Source organism: Yersinia sp. SCPM-O-B-9106 (C-191), assembly GCF_026183365.1.
GTDB lineage: Bacteria > Pseudomonadota > Gammaproteobacteria > Enterobacterales > Enterobacteriaceae > Yersinia > Yersinia rochesterensis.
On the sequence record NZ_CP110791.1, the window covers coordinates 2,642,715 to 2,660,734 of the forward strand.

An 18,020-nucleotide genomic window follows, 5' to 3' on the forward strand; every position below is an offset into this window, starting at 1 on the left:
ACTGTGAGACCATCATGTAGATGCGGGATGGCAAATGCCTCACTGTGCGCTCTGCTTTCAGAGCAATTATCCTGTTGATTCCTTATCAGGGTTTGTTTCACTTGCAGTGACAACAAAAAGAGGAATTGTGATGAGTAAGCAAGAATCTATTGAGAATAATCCCACATCTGATACTACGCCAGTCACCGAGTTCAGCACCTTACTTGCCCTGATTAGCCGCCTTAGCGGTGCTTTAGATAGCGCGATCACCGGCAAAGACCGCAGCGTATTGGTCAATGAACTTTCACAATTTTCTGTCGATAATCTTCCTGAACAGGAAAAATCAGTGACGACTGAAGCACTAAAAAGATCGTTAGCAACACTGAAACGCGATTAATTTCATTATCCAACGCTCACCCTTGATTCCCCGCTGGGCGATTAAAGGTGAGCGATCTGGAGATACCTTCCTATATGCTGCAGCTATACCTTAATTTAACATATTGAATTAGGTCATATCTTCCCATCGATTCCTCCAAATCTGTGTATAATAATTCTGCTCACCCGCCATTTCTTTTCATATCAGGAGACCTCCCACATTGGACGCCATCACTATTAACAGCCTTTTTTTGATTGGCGCTGTGCTGGTGGGAGCCAGTATTTTACTGAGTTCACTCTCTTCCCGCCTGGGCATCCCCATTTTGGTCATTTTCTTGGCCATTGGCATGTTGGCGGGTACCGACGGCATCGGTGGAATTGCTTTCGATAATTATCCTGTCGCGTATTTGGTGAGCAATCTGGCGTTGGCCGTCATTCTATTAGATGGCGGTATGCGCACCCGAGCATCATCATTCCGCGTCGCATTGTGGCCGGCCCTCTCGCTGGCGACAGTCGGGGTATTGATTACTGCTGGCCTAACCGGCATGGCCGCTGCCTGGCTATTTGATTTAGATATCATTCAAGGCTTATTAATTGGGGCAATTATAGGGTCAACCGATGCGGCGGCGGTCTTCTCACTGTTAGGTGGGAAAGGTCTCAACGAACGTGTTAGCGCCACTCTTGAAATAGAATCGGGCAGTAACGACCCCATGGCCGTCTTTTTGACCGTGACTCTGATTTCCATGATTTCAGCCGGTGAAACTAGCCTAAGCTGGATGTTTTTGGTGCACTTAATTCAACAATTTGGCTTGGGTATTCTCATCGGCTTGGGCGGCGGCGGCTTACTGATATTACTCATCAACCGGATAGAATTACCCAGTGGTTTATATCCATTACTGGCGGTATGCGGCGGGATTCTGGTTTTTTCACTCGCCACCGCGCTAAATGGCAGCGGTATTTTGGCGGTCTATCTCTGTGGCTTGCTACTGGGCAATCGCCCCATCCGCAACCGCTCTGGGATTTTGCAAACCTTTGATGGGCTGGCCTGGCTCAGCCAAATTGGCATGTTCTTGGTATTAGGGTTGCTGCTTAATCCAAGTGAGTTGTTGCCGATCGCCATTCCGGCATTAATTCTCTCATTGTGGATGATTTTGTTCGCCCGACCGCTGTCAGTGTTCATCGGCCTACTGCCCTTCCCCAGTTTTAATCTGCGCGAGCGTATCTTTATTTCGTGGGTCGGTTTACGCGGTGCAGTCCCAGTTATTCTGGCAGTATTCCCGATGATGGCGGGTATACCCAATGCAAATTTATTCTTTAATGTCGCCTTTTTCGTGGTGCTGGTTTCACTGCTGCTGCAAGGCACCAGTTTGTCATTCGCGGCGCGCAAAACAAAACTGGTGGTGCCTCCTGCCCTCGCGCCAGTGGCACGGATTGGTTTAGACATTGATAAGAATAACCAGTGGGAGCAATTCATTTATCAGCTCAGCTGTGATAAATGGTGTATCGGAGCTACCCTGCGTGATTTGAAAATGCCGGAGGGCACGCGCATTGCCGCACTGTTCCGTGGCAAGGATCTCTTACATCCCACCGGCAGCACCCGCCTGAAAGAGGGCGATATTTTGTGTGTTATTGGTCAAGAGCATGATTTACCCGCACTTGGGAAACTCTTCAGCCAGTCCCCCAGCATCCAGTTGGATGAGCGTTTCTTCGGCGACTTTATTCTTGATGCTGATGCAAAACTTCATGATATTTCTCAGATTTATGGTCTCAATCTGGAGCCGGGTGTTGATAAACAACAAACACTGGGCCAATTCGTGCTCTATCTCTTTGGTGGTGAGCCGGTTATTGGTGATCAGATTGAATGGGATGGTCTGACGTGGACAATTGCCGAAATGGAATCTGACCGAGTGAGCCGGGTCGGGGTTAAGATAGTCACGGATAAAGCCTGAGTTGAGTAGCACAACCGCTTGACCTAATATTCAACTCGAGCTTAGAGTTCGCTTAATTTATTTAAGAGTTTTCTTGTATTTTATTGGCAATATAAATATGTGCCCGTGGTGAATTCTAGTCTCAGTCAATTCCATTTCAAAAAAAACCCATTAAATACAATAGATTAAGAAATGTTGGTCTGTTGTATATATTTGTTGATAAATTAATCAATAATAGTATATATTGTGAATTATAATCAGTGGTTTATAATGAATTAGTAGCCACAGTTCTTATTGGTACACGACGTAGTTAATTATTCTCTCTATGCATTCGCTCTAAGGTCGTGAGTATAAGCTGACAGATAACATTATAAATTCGCCTGGTAATTCTAATGTCAGAATAGTGTTTTCTCCACGGTCAAGAATACAAACTCAAGCACTAAAACCCTAAATTTAGCCCGATGTCACACTTAGGCTATATAAAGAGCCAGTCATTATGAAAAATTTTTTAACCGGTATCATTTTCGTTGTTCTGACATTTTTAACCTATGGCACTGTCGCTGCCCCACAAGAAATAATCAGAACATTAGTTAATGTAGGTTATCTTGATAACCTGTCGCCACTTGTGTTTCGCGAAGGAACTTCACAGCCCAGTGGGTTAGCTGTCGACTATCTCAATCAATTCAGCGAAATAAATAATTTTCAATTTGAATATGTTCATTATAAAAATAAAAATGATTTATGTGATGATTTAGAAAGCGGAAAAATCAGTATTGCTATTGGGTTTACTCAAATAACACAATGTAAAATTGCCATTAACTCACCGGTTTTTTGGCAAACTCGCCTTTATAAACTACAAAACAGCCAGCGCCAGAGAGACATAAAAACAGTCTATTCACTCTCACAACAGATTTCCGCTGAAAGCCTGAAAAAGATTTATCCTCATGCTCAAATAATAGAAGATCTGCCCGAGGCCGAAGTTCTAAAGGTTTTACTGGCAGATCCTTATTCTATCTATATTGCAGGTATTTTTAACACTAACCGTATCGTGCAAGAAAACGCAGCAAATATTCAATATGCGCCGTTAACTTATAATTATGATACAAAATTTATTTTTGCCTTAACGCCCTCTATTGATAGAAAATTATTTAATGCACTTAATTCCTTCATGACAGAGAAGTCGTCCAAATATCCTAACGACGATGAGATGTATTGGCTTAATTATGCCCAATTAGGTAACTATCAAAGAATTCAATTAACTCCCGAACAAAAAGAATGGGTGGCAGAGAAAAAAACCATCATTGTTGCGGTGCCTAAATACTCTTATCCAATAGGATACCAGGACGATGAAGGTAATTTTAGTGGGTTATCGGCACAACTTTTGGATATTGTCTCAGCCAGTACCGGTCTTAAATTTAAACCTGTGTTTGTCGAATCATTAGGGGAAATGATTGAGTATGTCTCATTAGGAAAAGCTGATATGGGGGCTCATCGCAGTGTTACATCAAATTACACACCTAATACCATTTTCAGTCCGCCATTTTATATTTCAAGATTCGTCGCGGTTGCAAGGGCAAGTGATAACGATATCCAAAGCTCAAAAAATATCAATGGTAAGCGTATTGTGCTGGTGAAGGGCCAGAAAGTCATTCAGGAAATTGCGGCTGAATTTCCCAAGTCAGAAATAATCACTATTGAAGGTTCAGAATTAGATTTATTAAGTGCCATCGTTAATAATAAAGCAGATATTGCTATTATGCCGAAAATTGTATCATCTTATTGGATTAAATATTTTTACGAAAAAAAACTAAAAGAATACCCATTAACCAATCCACCGGCGGTCATAGCATTTACAATTAATCGTAAATATACCATCCTCAATGATATTATTAAAAATGTCATGCTTACATTACCTTATAACAATTTAGAGATGATTGACTATCATTGGTCAAAGTCAATAACCCCTCCCTCCACCATTGCGCCAAGAATTCCGACTATTATTTACCTGACTTTATCAGTATTAGTTGTTATAGCAGCAATTAGTGTGATCATTTATATAAATAGCCGCCTAAGAAAACGCCGAAAGACCAATTTAGAGTTATATAACAGTAACTTAAAAGAAATTATAGATGCAACCCCGTCCCCGCTTTATAAAGTGAGTGTCAATGGCGATATTATTTTAGCCAACAAAGCATTTTATGATTTCCTTTCAATCAAAGACCCTGACAGTATTAGCTCATTGCAAGATATTCAATCTCTGGCACCAAACAGCTTGTCAAAGATAATGGAATTACACGAGACCGCATACACAACTAACAGAGAGATAAATTCGGGTCAAACGTATAAAATTTCAGATATCGATTTCTACATTAGGCAATGGATATCACCAACTCAAAACAGTGATAAGCAACAAGTCATGTTAATTGGTGGTTGGTTCGATGCTATACACAGTAAAAAAACAGATATTACATTTGCAACCGCGAAAAAAAATGCTGTCGACAGCAATTATAGCATGCTTCATATCGCTATTATTGACGACAATTCCATCAGTAAAATCTTACTTAAAGCCCAACTTCTAGAATATGGGGTTAATGTTAGCGAGACTAATGACCTGCTTGAATTAAAACAGCTAGTGGAGAAAGGATCACTTGATGCCGTTATTAGTGACTTAACCATGAAAAATATAACAGGCTACGATGTACTCAAAACGCTGGTAGAATCTACCCAATATCCACCACCTTGTTATATTTATACTGACCGTATTGAAAAAGAAATCGAAGAGAAGAGCTTGGCACTTGGGGCCACCGGACTCATCGCCAAACCATTATCAATTGAACAACTACAAGAGATACTAGACAATATTAAGTCATCGCAACAGACCTACAAATTACTCACACTATTAGAGAAAAATGCTTATGGTAACCAAGACACGTTATTAGCTATAGTCAATGTTCTGTCAGATGCAGTGAATGAAAATATCCAACAGTTACAAAATACGCATCCTGAAGATAAAGAAGCCAGACTCGAGATAGTCTATAGCATTAAAAGAATGTTAAGTTTGCTCCAGTTTGAGGATCTAATGAATCAGTGCGATAGCTATGCTGCTATTTTGCAACATGAGTCTGAAAATATTGCACTCATATCGCACGCTTTTGAGCAAAGCTTGATACCCTTCTTATCTATCATTCAGCAATGCCAAATATTGATCACTAAAAAGCAGAGTCAATGACATAGCCATTCAGTCAAGACGGCAAGAGTCGTACTTTGTATTCGCTGTAATCATCTATTACAGCGAATACATTATAGGATTACTTTTTGGTCACACTTTCCAGTTTTTCTTCTACACTGATTTAATTTTATTAACCAAAACAATCCCCACACAGACCAATATTAGGGCGATGGCATTCTTCCATTCTAAAATACTTTCGTTCAGGAAAATGGCGGATAAAACCGCACCAGAAACCGGGATAAGGAAATTGAATGGCGCCACCATGCCGACTCGATTATATTTCAGCAACAAGCTCCACAGTGCAAAGGCGGCCGACGACAACAGCACCAAATAGCCCAGCAACAATAATGCCTGCCAACCAAAATCACTTAAATAGCCACCAAAGAGATAGCCGCCCAGCGTTAATACTAACCCGCCGATCGCCAACTGATACCCCGTCATCACGGTGGTGTCCATGGTTTGTGAGATCCGTTTACCATAAATACTGGCGGCGGATAGAATAAAAGCCGCCAACACCACACAACCCTCGCCCATCAAGGAAAAATTAAAGTCCATTAAATCGGAACCAAAATTCACCACCATGACACCGGCAAAGCCTAAAGCGCATCCAATGATTTTATTGAACGTCAGGCGGTCATTTTTATAAATATAATGCGCTAATAGCACACTGAAAAATGTACCTGTCGCATTCATGATAGAGCCTTTGACACCCGTGGTGTAGGCCAGACCAATATAGAAAAACACATACTGTAACGTTGTCTGTGTTAGTCCCAATAGAGCAATTTGTTTATATTGGCTCTTTTTGAGGCGGCCAATCGCCTTGCCGCTGGCCACAGCAAAAAATAGCAACACCACTCCGGCCAATAAAAAACGATAACCCGCAAATACCATCTTGCTCGGAATATCATCTGGTGCAATATGAAACAGCGCATAGCCATTCTTTATCGCCGGATAGGCACTGCCCCAAAGAAGGCAACAAAATGTCGCGACAAGAAAAACAAATTTTTTATTGGTAAAAAGCGGAGGACTCCGGTCCACGTCAACATCCTTTCAAACAAGAAATGAAACATTGTTTCGTTATAACCATTTCTGGTTTAAAAATCCTGTCTAATGTCACTTTTCTCCTAAAAAGATGCCAATAAGATTATTGCTTCACACCTATAGCGCATCTGGATGTCAAAACCCTCAAAACTGTTTGTATTAAAACTATCAAAGCTCTTTGCGTTTGATCTTTTTACTGATTCCAGCCCCCAAAATCGCTTTGCTATGTGACAGCCCTGCCCGGACGATTTTATCGTCACAATACGCAATTTATCTTGTCGCCTATCACGCATTTAAGCTGCAACCTACTTTCAAGTGTATTAATGCCGCTAAGAGTGTAAAAAAATATTCTTCAAAAACATATAAACATTAAACATATTAATGTAATTTTGATAAACTTGACTTAAGTCATTTGAATAACCTAAATTAATCGTATGATAAGTAACCGGTTATAATGTTTCCCTGGTGTTGGCCGAATTGGCATCCCTTACCAAATGAGATTGGTAAGGGTTTTTTTTGTCTATTATTTGGGCTACAACCGCGTTTTATTGGATGACGACTCTACTGTAGTGCTCGAGCTAAAGTAATGGCTCGGATAATCATCGCGCGATCGACGTCAGGATGGGGGCTTTCGAGTAATTGCTGCCAGATAACTATAGCTTGTGCATACTTGGCATGAATAAAGTCATCATTGGCTTGCAACATCAGTGCGGTGTATTGCAACGGATCTTTTGCCAGTGCTTGCTGTAGCCAATAGGTCACATCCTCAGTCATTTTTTGCCCTGACTGATAATAAAACAGAGTCGCTCGGGCAGCATCTATTGAAGCACTCGCCCCCTGCAAACGTTCTGTCTGCTGCAATGCCACCAGCGCGTCCTCAAATTCATTCTGATACAAATAATATTGAGCCAAACTAAACCAGAGTTCACTGTTATCAGGTGACTGTCGGATACGCTGCTGTAATAGAAATAATGTGGGGTCACTGCTTTGCTTATCCAACATATTGTTCAATCGCGTAGCTTCTTTCTGGCGCAAAACTTCCTGCTGCACCGCGGCATAGTGACCTAATTGCTGATATCCCAACAGAATAAGTATCGGGAGCAACAAGCTCAATCCCAACGGCCAGCGCCAACTCAGACGACCATATTGCCGTAACCAAGGCCACCATATGCCGCTTAAAATCATGAGCAATAATATCGCCATTCCGATTGCCAATATCATCAGCGCCCCTCTCTTGAACTTGAGGCCGCTCGGTTTCGAATGCGTAACACTAATCCGCCTAACACACCGGCCAGCAGCACTCCCGGCCCAAACCACAGTATCAATGTTGCACTGCGCACCGGCGGCCTATAAAGAACAAAATCACCATAGCGCTGAGTCATCAGGGCCATAATTTCTGGAGAGCTGTGCCCCGCTTCCACCAACCGGTAGACTTCTAAGCGCAAGTCCTGCGCGATGGGTGATGTTGATTCCAATAAGTTTTGATTCTGACATTGTGGGCAACGTAACTCTTTTGCCAGTGCCAGCGCTTGTTGTTGATTTTGTTGCGAACTAAAGTGGTAAGTATCCACCAAATCGGCCAACACCCACGGCGAGAAAACCAGTGATAACAGCAGCAAAAGGGTTTTCATGGTGTTTCCGCCTCAGCCCATTGCGCCAATAATGGCATAAACTGCTGTTGCCATATCTCTAATGTCATTTCACCCGCATAGCGCTGGCGAATAATACCATCAGCATCAATCAGCCAGGTTTCGGGGGTGCCATAGACTCCCATCGCCAGCGCTAAAATCCCTTGTGGGTCATAAAGATTCTTTTGATAAGGATTGCTGTAGCGGTGGAGTGTATTCAATGCCGCCTGGCGCTCGTCGCGGTAATTCAACCCGTAAAACTGTACTTTATTTAAGCTGCTAGCAATCTGGTCTAATACCGCCAGCTCTTGTTTGCAACTGGCGCACCAACTGGCCCATACATTAATCACAGTCACTTTCCCCAGCAGTTGGCTCCGCGTTATTTTTTGTTCTGGTTGCTGTAATTCAGATAATGAAAACTCGGGGATTGGCAGGTTTTTCTCTGCTAACTCAATATGATGCGGGTCACGATTTAGGCCGCTGTAGAGCACCAATCCTAAGAAAAAGGCCAGCACTGGAACCAGCAACCAAGGCCACCGCTGTTTCATTTGTCCTCCACAATATCACTGGCAGGTTTGGCTCTACGCCACAGTGTCAGCACGCCACCAAACACCATTATCAATGCGCCGCCCCAAATCCAGCTAACCATCGGTTTATGATATAAGCGCACGCTATACTCCCCGGCAGACAGATTATCCCCTAACACGGCATAAAAATCGGCCAAGGGGCCACTGGCTATCGCCGGCTCAATCATCAACATTTCACGCGCGGTATAATGCCGCCGTTCAGGTAACAATGTGGTGATAGGCCGCCCATGCTGACTCACCCTGATGTGCGCCCGTTCGCTGGTGTAATTCGGGCCGACCAGTAATTCGGTTTGCTGATAAGTCAGTTGGTAGCCCGCCAATGTTGCTTCGCGACCAGGTGACATGCGGCTGCCCAGCTCCGTCGAGTGATAGGAAGCAAACAGCATGCCCAGCAAGCTGATGGCCACCCCGCCATGAATCAACCATGAGCGCCAGCGGATCTTGGCGGCAAACAGCGGGGCAAATAATGCCCAAAGAGCCAGTGTGACGCCCGGCATCATGGCTGGCTGCCATTGTGATTGTGGTTGCCATAGAAATTGAAACCAGCCCGCACTGAATAGCGCCCCGAAGATAGCCAACAATGCAGGAGCCACCAGACGCCAGCGCGGGGTTTTGCGGCTTTGCTGCCAATCAGCAAATGGCGCGACCCCCATCAGCAATAACAACAGCAACACAAAAGGCGTCAGTGTTTGGTTAAAATAAGGCGCACCAACAGAGAGTGAACCCAAACCTAATGCACTGAAAATTAAAGGATATAAAGTACCAATCAACACCGTAACCGCCGCGATACTGAGTAACACTAGCGCCGCCAGCAGCAAGGTTTCCAAAGAAAATAACGCGAAATCAGCCGCGCGGTGATTACCCCGCACCCGCAGTGCAAATAACATCAAAGAAATCAATGTCACCATGCCAAATAGCGCCAGTAAAACCTCGCCACGGGCGGTATCAACAGCAAAAGCATGAACTGAGGTCAACACGCCGGAGCGGACGATAAAAGTCCCTAACAAGCAGAGCTGAAATGTCACCAATGACAGCAAAATGCCCCATTGATGATACAAACCGCGCCGCTCATTGATAGCCAAAATATGCAATAGTGCCGTGCTGGTAAGCCAGGGTAATAATGACGCATTTTCTACCGGGTCCCAGAACCACCAGCCTCCCCAGCCCAATTCACTGTATGCCCACCAAGCGCCCAGTAAAATCCCGATGCTCAATAACCCCCAAGCCGCCAGCACCCATGGGCGGCTGTAACGCGCTATATTTTGGCTACTTTTGCCCTCAAGCAATGTCGCGACCGCAAAAGCAAAACTGATGGCAAAACCGCTATAACCCAGATACAGCAGCGGAGGGTGAAATATCAGCGCGAGATCTTGCAGCATCGGGTTCAAATCGCGCCCCTCCGCTAAGGTGGGGAATAATCGCACAAAGGGGTTGGAGAAAAAGAGGATAAAAGCGCTGAAAGCAACCAGCAGCCAGCCCATCACGCCCAAGGCGCGGGCAAAGAATCGCAACGGAAAATGGTGGCGAAAGAGTGTCAGCGCGCTGCTCCACAAGCTCAGTGCAAACAGCAGAAATAACATGGAACCTTCGTGCCCACCCCAGATTGCCGCAATTTTATAAAACAGTGGGAGCTGACTATTGGCGTGCTGGGCAACATACAATACAGAAAAATCATTGGTGACAAAGCACCACCCCAGAGCCAATAGCGCCAATGTGATCAATAAAGTCACGCCATAGCTGAGCGACGGCAGCCAGACAAGCAATGGCATTCGCCGCCCATACAAAGCTATAAAGGGCACACAACCGAGCAATAGCGCCAGTGACGCCGCCGCCAGCAGTGAAAGCAGCCCAAACTCTCCTGTCATAGAATTTTATCCATCACTCTACCTTATCCATCAGACCATTTTTCCATCACACTATTCCCCATCACACCAGGGTCATCTGACCGGCATAAAGAATGAAAAAACGCAAAACGAATACGCCGAACAAGCTTAAACCGGAAACCGTGAGCAGGAATGAGACCCGGTGGCGCAGGTTATGGCTGCAATAGCGGTTTAGAGCCAATGGCAGCACCATGCCGCAGCCAACCACCCAGAACCAGAACATCAGCGCCCAGAAACCGCCGCCGAGGGCGGCTGTCACCGCCACTTCTTTCTGTCCGCCGCCAAACCATAGTCCGGTAAAAAAAGCCAACAGCAGAAAAAGCTCCAGCCAAACCACCGGTTTTTCCAATCGATGAACAAAAGCCAATGCCGGGCTATGGAGCGGCTCTTTGAAAAAAGCCACCGAGCACAGCACCATGGCGGCGATACCGGAAGAAACACCTGAAAACAGGAATAACACCGGCAATACTGGGTTATTCAACAGTGGGTAACTCTTCAACGCGGATAACAGAAAACCGGTATAAGCCCCTAATGCGACCGCCAGAAACATCATCAACGGCTCAAGTTTGCGTTCAATTGGAGCCAGTTTATTCAGTAGCGCGCTAATCCAGCTCAACTTAGGATAAGGCTGTAAAAATGCCGTTATTCCCCGGCGGAATATCACCGCCAGCCAAACCAATAACACCAACATATAGATCTGAAATAACATGACGCCCAATGACATCACCGAGCTGCTGCTGTAGAAAAACATCAGCTTCCAGAAAGTCCAGGGGCGGGTAAGGTGCAGGATCAAAATAAGCAAACCCGCGATAACTGCCAGTGGCGCGATAATTGCGGTGGATTTTAGTAAGCCACTTTGCGCGGCATCCTCCCCCAAGACGCGCCACTTAACCAGCAAGCTCACCACCACCATCCCGGCCGAAACCCCTATTAAAAACAGATAGATAGCAATCGGCCAGTCCCAGACTAATGACTCAAAATGAAAGGGCGTATTCAGTGCAGGACTCATCCGGTTATCTCCCCATACTGGAAAGGAACACGATAAAGTTTCGGTTGTGTTCCCAGATGTAACTTGGCGCGATAGACCGTGCGCTGATGCAACAGCTTCACCAACTCACTGTTGGCATCATCCAAATTGCCAAAAACCAGTGCTTTAGTTGGGCACGACAAGACACAAGCCGGTTGTTTGCCCTGCTTGAGATTAGTTTTGCGGCAAAAATCGCATTTGTCGGCGGTTTTCGTCACCGGATGAATAAAGCGAACCCGATACGGACAGGCCGCGATGCAATACTGGCACCCGACGCAAAGGTCAGGATCGACGTCAACAATTCCGGTCGCCTTATCGCGATAAGAAGCCCCGGTGGGGCAAACATCGACACACGGCGCTTTATCACAATGCTGGCAAGAGTGGCGGTAAAACTGATATTTCACCGCCGGGAACTCGCCAATAGGCTGACTGCGGATGATGCTTAAGCGCGAAACACCGGCGGGCACCTGATTAACTTCACGACAAGCATCCATACAGGCGGTGCAGCCAATGCAGCGGGTTTCGTCATGCAACATACCGTAACGAACACCATCAATCGTGCCGCTCAGCGCCAATGACCGCCCAGATGAGCTGGTCATAAAAATCAGCGCCCCCATACTGACGATAAAGTGACGACGATTGGTCTTCATGGCGCGTCCTTAGGTAGCAACTCCTGCTGACGGCGATGGCAATCCACACAGATTTTGACCCGCCCTTTATCATCCAGCCCATGCATTGGATCTGTTTTGGGGTGCAACTGATGACAACTGACACAAGAAAGTTTCAGCATATGCACATCATGTGGCCAGAATGCTTCGCGTAATTTTTCCGGCTGATGACAACTCATACAAACACTGTTTTGTTGTGACACATTGAACATCGCCTTATCGGCATTCAACATATCACTATTAAAACGCATCACATCTTTGACGCCATTTCGGTGCAGTATTGATGCTTTTCCATGACAATTAGTACAAGTTACCGCCAGTTGAGTATTCGGATTGATGGCTCCGGCATGTTTACCGTGCAACTCATCTTTTTGTTCTTTATGGCATTGGACACAAGCTGCATCCGGGTTGCGCTGCGGCTCCACCACATGGCGCGAGTCGGCAGCTTTCGGCGGTTCGGCCGATGTTGTGGCGAATGTGGGCAGAGCCAACACTGCCAGCAACACTGCTGAACAGAATGAACGTAAAACGCGCATAGTTATTCCACCTTTGCTATGGCTCCAAGTGGGAGCCAGTTTGTCTCTGGAATAGCTCCGGCAGGTGTTTTACCCCACCGGAACGCCTTTTACTGGCTCAAACGGCCCGCTTTTTTGGCTTCGGCATCCCAGGCTGGCACCACTTGTTGCAGAAACTCCTGCTTCTGACTGTTCAGCTTATCCATGTCCATCCCCAGCGCTTTTTGCGCATTGAGTTTGGTGGAGATATCCGGCAGTGGAATTTCGTGGCTAATCCCCTTGGTGGCCAGTAAGCGCGCTAATTTGGTACGGGCGTCTGCGGCTTTATTCAACGCGCCGCCGAGAACCCGCAGCCCCACATCCGGTGCATGCATATGAATGCCGTGGGAAGCAATGGCGTAATCCCAGCGCCACTGCGCATGGCGAATATCCTGCAAAATCGGCTGCATTTCTTGCTCCGTCGCCCCTGCATCCCAAGCCGCTTTGGCCTCGTAATGCGCATGAACCAACTGTTTCTCAACATTCAGTTTCAACTCCTGAATGCTGGCTTTGCGTTCGGCGACAATATCTTGCAAGGTTTTTTTATCTTGGGTATGGCAGTTAACACAGGTGGTTTCGAAGCTATCAAAGGGATTACGAATTTGATGATCGGTATACACTTTACCCGCCGCATTTTGGATTTTCGGCATATGGCAATCAATGCAACTGACATTATTTTTACCGTGAATACCTGCACGCCAGGTTTCGTATTCAGGATGTTGCGCTTTCAGCAGAGGGGCTTTTGACAGAGGGTGAACCCAATCAGAGAAAGCAATTTCATCGTAATATTTCTCCATCGAATCCACATCAGTCCCTTGATCCCAAGGGAGTTTCACGGCTTTATCTTTACCGGCGAAGTGATATTCCACATGGCACTGGCTGCACACCATAGACTGTTGATCCAGGCGGCTGGCATGCTCGAAAGGTTTGTTGATAGATTGCAGCGCGCGGTCAATATAGGGGCGAGATAGCACCAATGCAGGTTTGCCCGCCGCAAAATCGGCCGAGGCGGTGTCATGGCAATCGGCGCATCCCAACTGATTGACCACTTCCGGGCCGCCTCTGGCCCATGTGCCTTTGAAATAGCCCTCCTCCCCCTGTTCATTGATTAAACGGGCGACATCCGGGCTTTTACAGCTCCAACACGCCATGGGTAATGGGCCATCTTCCGCGGTTTTGGGGGCCGCTGTGCGCAATGTTTCCCGCACATCAGTGACGGCATAAGCATGCCCGCGCGGTTTGTTATAATCTTTGGCGAAAGGATAACCCGCCCACAGAATCACCAAGTTAGGATCTTCGGCCAAAGCATCTTCTCGCGGCCCACTTTCTTTGGTTTTCAACCAAGAGGTGAACTGATCCGCATGCTGCTGCGCGAACTTATCGTTGCGGGCCTCAATCGGCGGCGTAGGTGCTGCCGACACAGAAAACACCCCTCCGATGACCAATAGCGCCAATATCCCTACCGACATTTGTCTTATAAATTTGCTCACAATAGATACTCCAGTGTGTTTTTCCATACCGGACGCCGCCGGTGCTTGCACCAGACAGTCATTTTTTTATTTTTAAACCCGCACCGGAATGTAAGACACTCACTCAGTGATACCCATGACAGATTTACCCAGTGCGGGTTATGGAGATAGTAAGGAGGATTTTCAGTAAATGATTTGTTGTAGTAACAATGCTTGTTTTAGATCAAATATTCTTTGTGTGGGTATTTGATTTTATGAACCAGCTCAAAAAAAACTCAGCACCAAACAATTTTTGCATAAAATCAAACATATACCTCTTTGGAGGTATGAAACGAGAAAGGAGAAATAAGAAGTCGGATAGATTTCTAAAGCTGCCTGTGCGGCAGTGAACTAAGCGAATCATCCGGTGTTTCGTATGCCACCTTTCTAAGCTGCCTGTGCGGCAGTGAACGCCCATCAAGGCCGATGTGCAATGACGATGACTTTCTAAGCTGCCTGTGCGGCAGTGAACGATTCGAGTTGGCGCTGGAGTCATCATTCAGCTTTCTAAGCTGCCTGTGCGGCAGTGAACGGCTGGATTGGTTTTTATCCCCCAATCTTTGCTTTCTAAGCTGCCTGTGCGGCAGTGAACAGTAGAACAATACAGATAACTTACTGATAATAAAAGCGCATTAGACCGTAGTAATAAAAAATGATTTTTTAAAATTTTGGGGTTTTTTATATAAAATCAATAAGTTAAAAAGTACGTTAAAAAAAGGGTTTAAAATGAGGTTTAGCCAAAATGTTATTAAGCCTTTTTCTGCTGCGGATGATGTGACGAACAACAGAGAGTTTGAAAAACTTATAGTTCACTATTTTGTGGGCGGGCTTTGCTAGTTTTGTTATGTCAGAAAGAATATGACTGATAAAATTGAGGTACTTTAGGAGATTAAGCAAAGATAATCAGCGGGAGAAACAGAGAAATGATGGCGGAGGAGGAGAGATTCGAACTCTCGAACGGTTACCCGTCGACGGTTTTCAAGACCGTTGCCTTCAGCCACTCGGCCACCCCTCCGCAACGAGCCGAACTATAAACAGAGCTCCGCCGCTTGTAAAGCTTGTTTGTGTTTAATCGCCCAAAAAGCCGCCATCTGATTATCGAATGATGAATTAATCATCATGATGATGATTCACTGTACAACCGCTCCGAATATTTATTATCTAGAGGCCATTTTACCCAGCAACAGCACAGACTTCTTTGGGGTACCGGCAAATATTTGCTAAATTAGCAGCCGTTTCATTGATTGAACCACCGAGGTTGTATGTTGGAGTTTGAAGGCCGCACGATTGATACCGACACTCAGGGTTACCTGAAAAATAGCGCAGACTGGAGTGAAGCTCTGGCCCCGATATTAGCTGAACAAGAAGGCATTACCCTCACCGAACCTCATTGGGAAGTGGTGCGTTTTGTGCGCGCTTTTTATCAGGAATTCAATACGTCACCAGCCATCCGAATGTTGGTAAAAGCTATGGCGCAAAAATATGGCGAAGAAAAAGGTAATAGCCGCTATCTCTACCGTTTATTCCCTAAGGGGCCAGCCAAGCAAGCGACAAAAATTGCCGGGCTGCCAAAACCGGTGAAATGTATTTAATTGGCGACTATATTCTAGGTGGGTTGGTTAGTAGCGAATGTTAAATGTCTCAAATGGCGTGGCAGGATGAGGCTCTGTCAGCAGGCGATCAACTCGCGCCCCCCGTGGCCCGCCCTGTTTAATCCACGCCATCAGTTGCTCGACCGCCTGTTGTTCACCATAAGCCACCACTTCTACACTGCCGTCGTCACAATTGCGGGCATAACCGGTCACCCCTAACGCCAATGCTTGCCGTTGCGTGCTATAGCGAAACCCTACACCTTGAACCACACCATAGACATACGCCGCGGTGCATACTTTTGCCATATTAACCCCGCATCTATTTATCACCGTTCTTTTGGTTCAAGTGGAACGAAAAACGCGACTGGAAATAAGATTTAACCTGTTCTTCCATCGAGTGAATTTTTTGGTCAATGCTATTACACAGAAACTCATCACTGTTCATTGCCTGGACGCGCTGTAACGCAATCTCGTCAATTTCTTCTTTTTGTTTTTCTGTGAGTGCTAAGTCAGTTTGCTTATTCGTCATGATGCTGTCCCTATTTGGCAGAAAGAAAGTTACTATATCTCTATGAAGACTATATCTCTATGAATACTATAGCTCTATGAATTCATATAGCTCTATGAATATAGTAGTGAAAAAGTTTTTAGTCGCCCTGTTGAACACAATATGCCCGCCCATAAGACACAGAATCGCCCCAATGGCCGCCAGATATCAAGACCGTCGTGGTAGTGAGCGGCATGATATTGCTATATCATAATGGCCTTATTTTGATTGATAATGGCTTATCAATTTCAACTATTTTGATTTAATAAGAATATTACAATGCGCCTATTTCTTGCTAAAGGACGTGAAAAATCCTTACTTCGTCGCCATCCATGGATTTTCTCTGGGGCCGTACAACACCTTGAAGGCAATGCAGTTCCCGGTGAAACCATCGATGTTCTTGATAGTCAGGGTAAATGGCTGGCCCGCGCCGCCTACTCTCCTGAATCACAAATTGTGGCGCGAGTCTGGACGTTCCAACAAGATGAAGTTATCGACAGTGAATTTTTTGTTCGCCGTCTACAACGGGCGCAAACCTGGCGGGATTGGTTGGCGCAACGCGATGGTTTGAATGGCTACCGCCTGATTGCCGGTGAATCCGACGGCTTACCGGGCATCACCATTGACCGCTTCCAAAATTTCCTGGTATTGCAATTGTTGTCGGCAGGGGCTGAATATCAACGCGCAGCGCTGGTCAGCGCATTACAACAGTGCTACCCGGAATGCTCTATTTATGACCGCTCCGATGTTTCGGTGCGTAAAAAAGAAGGTTTGCCGCTGACTCAGGGCACTGTCTGTGGCGAAATGCCCCCGGCACTGTTACCTATCACTGAGCACGGAATGCAATTGCTAGTCGATATTCAGCAAGGCCATAAAACAGGCTTTTATTTAGACCAGCGCGATAGCCGCCTCGCCGCGCGTCATTATGCTGAGGGCCGCCGCGTTCTGAACTGCTTCTCTTATACCGGGGCCTTTGCCGTCGCGGCGTTGATGGGGAATTGCCAACAAGTTATCAGTGTTGATACCTCGCAATCAGTATTGGATATTGCCAAACAAAACATCGAGCTGAACCAGTTAGATTTGAGCAAAACCGAGTTTATTCGTGATGATGTGTTCCAATTGCTGCGTAATTACCGCGCACAAGGGGAAAAATTTGACATGATCATCATGGACCCACCGAAATTTGTGGAAAATAAAAGTCAACTGGCCAGCGCTTGCCGTGGTTATAAAGATATTAATATGTTAGCTATACAGCTATTACGCCCCGGCGGCATCTTATTAAGTTTCTCCTGCTCGGGTTTGATGCCAATAGATTTATTCCAGAAAATTTTAGCCGATGCTGCATTAGATGCAGGCCATGATATACAATTTATAGAGCAGTTCCGTCAGGCCGCGGACCACCCTGTTATCGCGACATATCCTGAGGGTTTGTACCTGAAAGGCTTTGCGTGTCGGATAATGTGACTTGAAATGC

Annotated in this window: 16 protein-coding genes, 1 tRNA gene and 1 CRISPR repeat array; of the genes, 5 read left to right on the plus strand and 12 right to left on the minus strand. The window is 45.7% G+C overall.

The features are described from left to right. The first annotated feature begins 130 nt into the window (after positions 1-130). The 3 genes from OP863_RS12250 (at position 131) to OP863_RS12260 (ending at position 5,511) form a co-directional block, all read left to right on the plus strand. Entirely contained in the window at positions 131-376 is a 246-nt protein-coding gene (locus tag OP863_RS12250) for a hypothetical protein (protein ID WP_186368290.1), read from the plus strand. Between the two features lie 199 nt (positions 377-575). Further along, the gene (locus OP863_RS12255) at positions 576-2,303 is read left to right on the plus strand and encodes a potassium/proton antiporter (RefSeq protein ID WP_038632214.1); all 1,728 of its coding nucleotides are present in this window, start codon (positions 576-578) and stop codon (positions 2,301-2,303) included. A gap of 475 nt (positions 2,304-2,778) precedes the next feature. Then, positions 2,779-5,511: a transporter substrate-binding domain-containing protein gene (locus OP863_RS12260; RefSeq protein WP_265525348.1), complete on the plus strand. Its 2,733-nt coding sequence runs from the start codon at positions 2,779-2,781 to the stop codon at positions 5,509-5,511. Positions 5,512-5,622: 111 nt separating this feature from the next. Here OP863_RS12260 and OP863_RS12265 read toward each other — a convergent pair whose 3' ends face one another. The 10 genes from OP863_RS12265 to OP863_RS12310 form a co-directional block, all read right to left on the minus strand. Continuing rightward, positions 5,623-6,549, minus strand: a complete 927-nt coding sequence (locus tag OP863_RS12265) for a DMT family transporter (RefSeq protein WP_145589343.1) — start codon at positions 6,547-6,549, stop codon at positions 5,623-5,625. Positions 6,550-7,113: 564 nt separating this feature from the next. After that, positions 7,114-7,773, minus strand: a complete 660-nt coding sequence (locus OP863_RS12270) for a cytochrome C heme lyase (RefSeq protein ID WP_038632209.1) — start codon at positions 7,771-7,773, stop codon at positions 7,114-7,116. Further along, a complete protein-coding gene (nrfF, locus tag OP863_RS12275) occupies positions 7,773-8,183 on the minus strand; it encodes a heme lyase NrfEFG subunit NrfF (protein WP_038632207.1) in 411 nt (136 codons plus the stop codon). Before nrfF ends, OP863_RS12270 begins: the two co-directional genes overlap by 1 nt. Beyond that, complete coding sequence (locus OP863_RS12280; RefSeq protein ID WP_038632205.1) at positions 8,180-8,728, minus strand: DsbE family thiol:disulfide interchange protein; 549 nt, start codon at positions 8,726-8,728, stop codon at positions 8,180-8,182. Before OP863_RS12280 ends, nrfF begins: the two co-directional genes overlap by 4 nt. Then, positions 8,725-10,632: a heme lyase CcmF/NrfE family subunit gene (locus OP863_RS12285; RefSeq protein WP_265525349.1), complete on the minus strand. Its 1,908-nt coding sequence runs from the start codon at positions 10,630-10,632 to the stop codon at positions 8,725-8,727. Before OP863_RS12285 ends, OP863_RS12280 begins: the two co-directional genes overlap by 4 nt. A 61-nt stretch (positions 10,633-10,693) precedes the next feature. Further along, on the minus strand, positions 10,694-11,659 hold the full coding sequence (nrfD, locus tag OP863_RS12290; protein ID WP_145589339.1) for a cytochrome c nitrite reductase subunit NrfD: 966 nt from the start codon (positions 11,657-11,659) through the stop codon (positions 10,694-10,696). Continuing rightward, positions 11,656-12,294 (minus strand): cytochrome c nitrite reductase Fe-S protein, encoded by a 639-nt coding sequence (gene nrfC / locus OP863_RS12295; RefSeq protein WP_404273969.1) that lies wholly within the window; start codon positions 12,292-12,294, stop codon positions 11,656-11,658. The genes nrfD and nrfC overlap by 4 nt, the downstream gene beginning before the upstream one ends. A gap of 29 nt (positions 12,295-12,323) precedes the next feature. After that, complete coding sequence (gene nrfB / locus OP863_RS12300; RefSeq protein WP_050291279.1) at positions 12,324-12,881, minus strand: cytochrome c nitrite reductase pentaheme subunit; 558 nt, start codon at positions 12,879-12,881, stop codon at positions 12,324-12,326. Between the two features lie 89 nt (positions 12,882-12,970). Then, the gene (gene nrfA / locus OP863_RS12305; RefSeq protein ID WP_186368300.1) at positions 12,971-14,368 is read right to left on the minus strand and encodes an ammonia-forming nitrite reductase cytochrome c552 subunit; all 1,398 of its coding nucleotides are present in this window, start codon (positions 14,366-14,368) and stop codon (positions 12,971-12,973) included. A gap of 362 nt (positions 14,369-14,730) precedes the next feature. After that, a CRISPR array of direct repeats spans positions 14,731-15,000; the repeat unit is 30 nt; unit sequence CTTTCTAAGCTGCCTGTGCGGCAGTGAACG. A 334-nt stretch (positions 15,001-15,334) separates the two neighbouring features. After that, positions 15,335-15,422: transfer RNA gene (locus OP863_RS12310), tRNA-Ser, on the minus strand. A 247-nt stretch (positions 15,423-15,669) separates the two neighbouring features. On the opposite strand from OP863_RS12310, the gene tusE reads away from it, so the two are divergent. Next, the gene (tusE, locus tag OP863_RS12315) at positions 15,670-15,999 is read left to right on the plus strand and encodes a sulfurtransferase TusE (protein WP_145589846.1); all 330 of its coding nucleotides are present in this window, start codon (positions 15,670-15,672) and stop codon (positions 15,997-15,999) included. Between the two features lie 27 nt (positions 16,000-16,026). On the opposite strand, the gene yccX is transcribed toward tusE, so the two are convergent. Together yccX and OP863_RS12325 are read right to left on the minus strand one after the other, a co-directional pair. After that, positions 16,027-16,305 carry an acylphosphatase gene (gene yccX / locus OP863_RS12320; RefSeq protein WP_038632195.1) on the minus strand — a complete coding sequence of 93 codons (279 nt, stop codon included), beginning with the start codon at positions 16,303-16,305 and terminating at the stop codon, positions 16,027-16,029. Between the two features lie 13 nt (positions 16,306-16,318). Beyond that, the gene (locus OP863_RS12325; protein ID WP_038632193.1) at positions 16,319-16,528 is read right to left on the minus strand and encodes a hypothetical protein; all 210 of its coding nucleotides are present in this window, start codon (positions 16,526-16,528) and stop codon (positions 16,319-16,321) included. A gap of 291 nt (positions 16,529-16,819) precedes the next feature. Here OP863_RS12325 and rlmI point away from each other — a divergent pair, with 291 nt between their 5' ends. After that, positions 16,820-18,010: a 23S rRNA (cytosine(1962)-C(5))-methyltransferase RlmI gene (rlmI, locus tag OP863_RS12330; protein ID WP_186368301.1), complete on the plus strand. Its 1,191-nt coding sequence runs from the start codon at positions 16,820-16,822 to the stop codon at positions 18,008-18,010. Positions 18,011-18,020 lie beyond the last annotated feature (10 nt).

What these genes read in the sequence shown, in the direction of transcription:
- OP863_RS12250 (WP_186368290.1), top strand. Translation starts at nt 131, where the DNA reads ATGAGTAAGCAAGAATCTATTGAGAATAATCCCACATCTGATACTACG.
- OP863_RS12260 (WP_265525348.1), top strand. Translation starts at nt 2,779, where the DNA reads ATGAAAAATTTTTTAACCGGTATCATTTTCGTTGTTCTGACATTTTTA.
- nrfC (WP_404273969.1), bottom strand. Translation starts at nt 12,294, where the DNA reads ATGGGGGCGCTGATTTTTATGACCAGCTCATCTGGGCGGTCATTGGCG.
- OP863_RS12280 (WP_038632205.1), bottom strand. Translation starts at nt 8,728, where the DNA reads ATGAAACAGCGGTGGCCTTGGTTGCTGGTTCCAGTGCTGGCCTTTTTC.
- OP863_RS12325 (WP_038632193.1), bottom strand. Translation starts at nt 16,528, where the DNA reads ATGACGAATAAGCAAACTGACTTAGCACTCACAGAAAAACAAAAAGAA.
- nrfB (WP_050291279.1), bottom strand. Translation starts at nt 12,881, where the DNA reads ATGCGCGTTTTACGTTCATTCTGTTCAGCAGTGTTGCTGGCAGTGTTG.
- tusE (WP_145589846.1), top strand. Translation starts at nt 15,670, where the DNA reads ATGTTGGAGTTTGAAGGCCGCACGATTGATACCGACACTCAGGGTTAC.
- yccX (WP_038632195.1), bottom strand. Translation starts at nt 16,305, where the DNA reads ATGGCAAAAGTATGCACCGCGGCGTATGTCTATGGTGTGGTTCAAGGT.
- nrfF (WP_038632207.1), bottom strand. Translation starts at nt 8,183, where the DNA reads ATGAAAACCCTTTTGCTGCTGTTATCACTGGTTTTCTCGCCGTGGGTG.
- nrfD (WP_145589339.1), bottom strand. Translation starts at nt 11,659, where the DNA reads ATGAGTCCTGCACTGAATACGCCCTTTCATTTTGAGTCATTAGTCTGG.
- nrfA (WP_186368300.1), bottom strand. Translation starts at nt 14,368, where the DNA reads ATGTCGGTAGGGATATTGGCGCTATTGGTCATCGGAGGGGTGTTTTCT.
- OP863_RS12285 (WP_265525349.1), bottom strand. Translation starts at nt 10,632, where the DNA reads ATGACAGGAGAGTTTGGGCTGCTTTCACTGCTGGCGGCGGCGTCACTG.
- OP863_RS12270 (WP_038632209.1), bottom strand. Translation starts at nt 7,773, where the DNA reads ATGATATTGGCAATCGGAATGGCGATATTATTGCTCATGATTTTAAGC.